Source organism: uncultured Cyclobacterium sp. (assembly GCF_963976465.1).
Taxonomy (GTDB): Bacteria; Bacteroidota; Bacteroidia; order Cytophagales; family Cyclobacteriaceae; genus Cyclobacterium.
The window spans coordinates 1-2376 of record NZ_CAXBOC010000659.1 but is presented as its reverse complement, the minus strand read 5'-3'; the positions used below and the strand labels follow the sequence as shown (position 1 = coordinate 2376).

The following is a 2376-nucleotide window of genomic DNA, read 5'->3' as shown; positions in this document are numbered from 1 at the left end:
TCAAGGTCATGGGGGTTGAGGGAGAAACAATTGAGCCGGACCCCATGGGAGTGCCCACACAAAATTTTTTATTGACCACCAGCCCAATTCTGTCAGCCTGGAATATCTCTTTGTACGCAAAAGCCATCAAAGCGGTGTTGTTCGGCCTCTGGGAACAAGTCAAGTTTGCCCTCAATCCTTCGCATTGGAGAAGTATTTACCTGACCTTCAAGTACAGTAAAAAGCACGACAACCTGCTCTCACAAACCTATTTTTCCGGTGGAGCTTTTAAATTTGGTCCTAGCTTGTATGTGAAATTTGTTTTGACCCCATTGGAACCCAATTTGGGTTATACACTCAATGAAGAGAAAGGAGATGATTTTTTAAAATCCCAATTAATAAAAGACTGTGAAACCAGGCCTCATGGGTTTACCTTAAATGTGCAAATTCACAAAAATGACCAAGACCAGCCATTGGAAAACACTTCCATTGCCTGGAAGGCTCCCTTAATACCCGTAGCCACTCTACATATTCCCCAGCAATCTTTTGACTGTGAGGGCCGAATAGAAATGGGAGAAACGCTGGAGTTTTCTCCTTGGATGGGATTAAAGGATCACGAACCTGTTGGCGGTATCAATCGAGCAAGAAGAAGGGTTTACAAAGAATTAGCGGCCTATCGAAAAGAGAGTTGATTCCATCCCCTACAATTTCTCAATTGGCCACAAACAAATACCACACTCATTTTCAATCACTTGCAAATATCAATTCGTTTTGGTATTTTAGTTGATAACATTCCATCAATGGAGGTATTCATTACCTTTTTGATCTTTTGTTGCGCTATTTTTTTGATCAATGCAGTTTTGAGACCCAATAATAAGTCCTGCCATGAAAGAGACTTGCCTATCTATGCTCTTTGCCTATCTGCTTGTTTTTTCCACCGCAGCCCAAGTCCCAATTGTTCCGGTACCTGCCTCTGGATTGCTCAACCGATCTCCGACAAGCTCATTGATAAGTGAGCCAATTCCCTTTAAGGAAGAGATACAACAAATTCATTCCTTACAAAAAGCTTACGATTCCCTCAATCAGGATATCCAAAAATTCAAGACAAGTAAAATAGACAGTACCCAAAGAGACAGTCTGGTAAGTGAATTAAAGAATCGAGGCCTAAAAATCATCGAACAGGAGAAAACCATGCTTCTCAGCTTAAGCTCCGAAGCTAGCCCCTCAAGTCAAAATTTAAAGCATACCTGTACTTACCTTTTAAGCCAGGTAGAAAAATCAAAAACAGCCATGGAACAAGCCCAAGATAGGGCTACCATAGAAGAAATTATCGGGCAAAATGAGGAAAACCTAAAAGCAATATTCAATGAACAGCTAATGCCTGAGCTTAAACAAAAACTAGGGGGAACCCTCAATGAGCAGATAAAATCTCCCGATACAGGCATTATGGATTATTATGGTAATGGAGCAGTGAAAGAAATGGCTCGTGAAAAAATAAGTCCCAGACTTACCCTAACCAAAGCCCAATCATTGGTCAAAGAACAACCCAAGGGCATTTCAAATGAATACTTGCAAAGCATCGGAAATAACTATAGTAAAATAAGCATGGATTCTTTGGGGAATATCCAAGTAGCGGAGGCGGAAAAAACAATTGAAAAATTTAACCTTAAGGAAGCTAATCGCTTGAAAAATGCTCCATTCTTAAAACGTACAGGTTTATACCTCTGGTACGATCCCTTGACATCATTTGCTGAGGGGTTATTTGTTGATCTTGGCATCAAATACAGTATCAACAGTCAGTGGCATACTTTTGCAGGAATAAATATCAAGCGGCAATTTAAAAATCAAATCGGGCCAACAAGTACAGGAGAAGGAATAAAAGGAGGATTGCGTTTTAGTCTGGGAAATTGGTTCCTTCAGGGGGAGTTGGCCAGAAGCAGGATAAGTTTGGCCTATGCACCGGGTTTTGAAAGCAAAAATTTTGATGGTTCCATTTGGTTATCAGGTTTAGGGGTTGGCCGAACCATTCCAATGGGAAAAAAGTTTCAATCCATAGTTTTGCTGACCTATGATCCCCTATTTAATGAGAATCGAGGCCTTTCAACTTCCAGGTTTCAACTTAGAATTGGCTTTGAGTTAAAGCAACTAAAGAAAATCACGCAAGAAATCCCCAAAAACCTGATCCCCTCAATTCCCCGCCCAACCGCTACTTCCAAAATATTGGATTGACCAGAGACTTTTAAATCCGTCATTCCGAGACTTTGCTGGGGCTCGAGTGGAGAAAGTCGAAGGAATCTCCAACGTAATGAGATTGCCACACCCCTTCCCTACGCTACACCTCTCCAGAAAAGGGTTCGCAATGACGGTACATCATTCTTAGAATTAACATTTAAAAAC

The 2376-nt window shown here is 41.0% G+C and carries 2 protein-coding genes; both read left to right on the top strand.

Annotated features, from left to right (window positions below; genetic code table 11):
* A partial coding sequence (locus AAC037_RS23545) for a catalase (protein ID WP_339906073.1) occupies nt 1-671 on the top strand: 671 nt, incomplete at its 5' end.
* A 193-nt stretch (nt 672-864) separates the two neighbouring features.
* On the top strand, nt 865-2208 hold the full coding sequence (locus tag AAC037_RS23540; RefSeq protein ID WP_339906071.1) for a hypothetical protein: 1344 nt from the start codon (nt 865-867) through the stop codon (nt 2206-2208).
* The last annotated feature ends 168 nt before the right edge of the window (nt 2209-2376 follow it).

What these genes read in the sequence shown, in the direction of transcription:
- AAC037_RS23540 (WP_339906071.1), top strand. Translation starts at nt 865, where the DNA reads ATGAAAGAGACTTGCCTATCTATGCTCTTTGCCTATCTGCTTGTTTTT.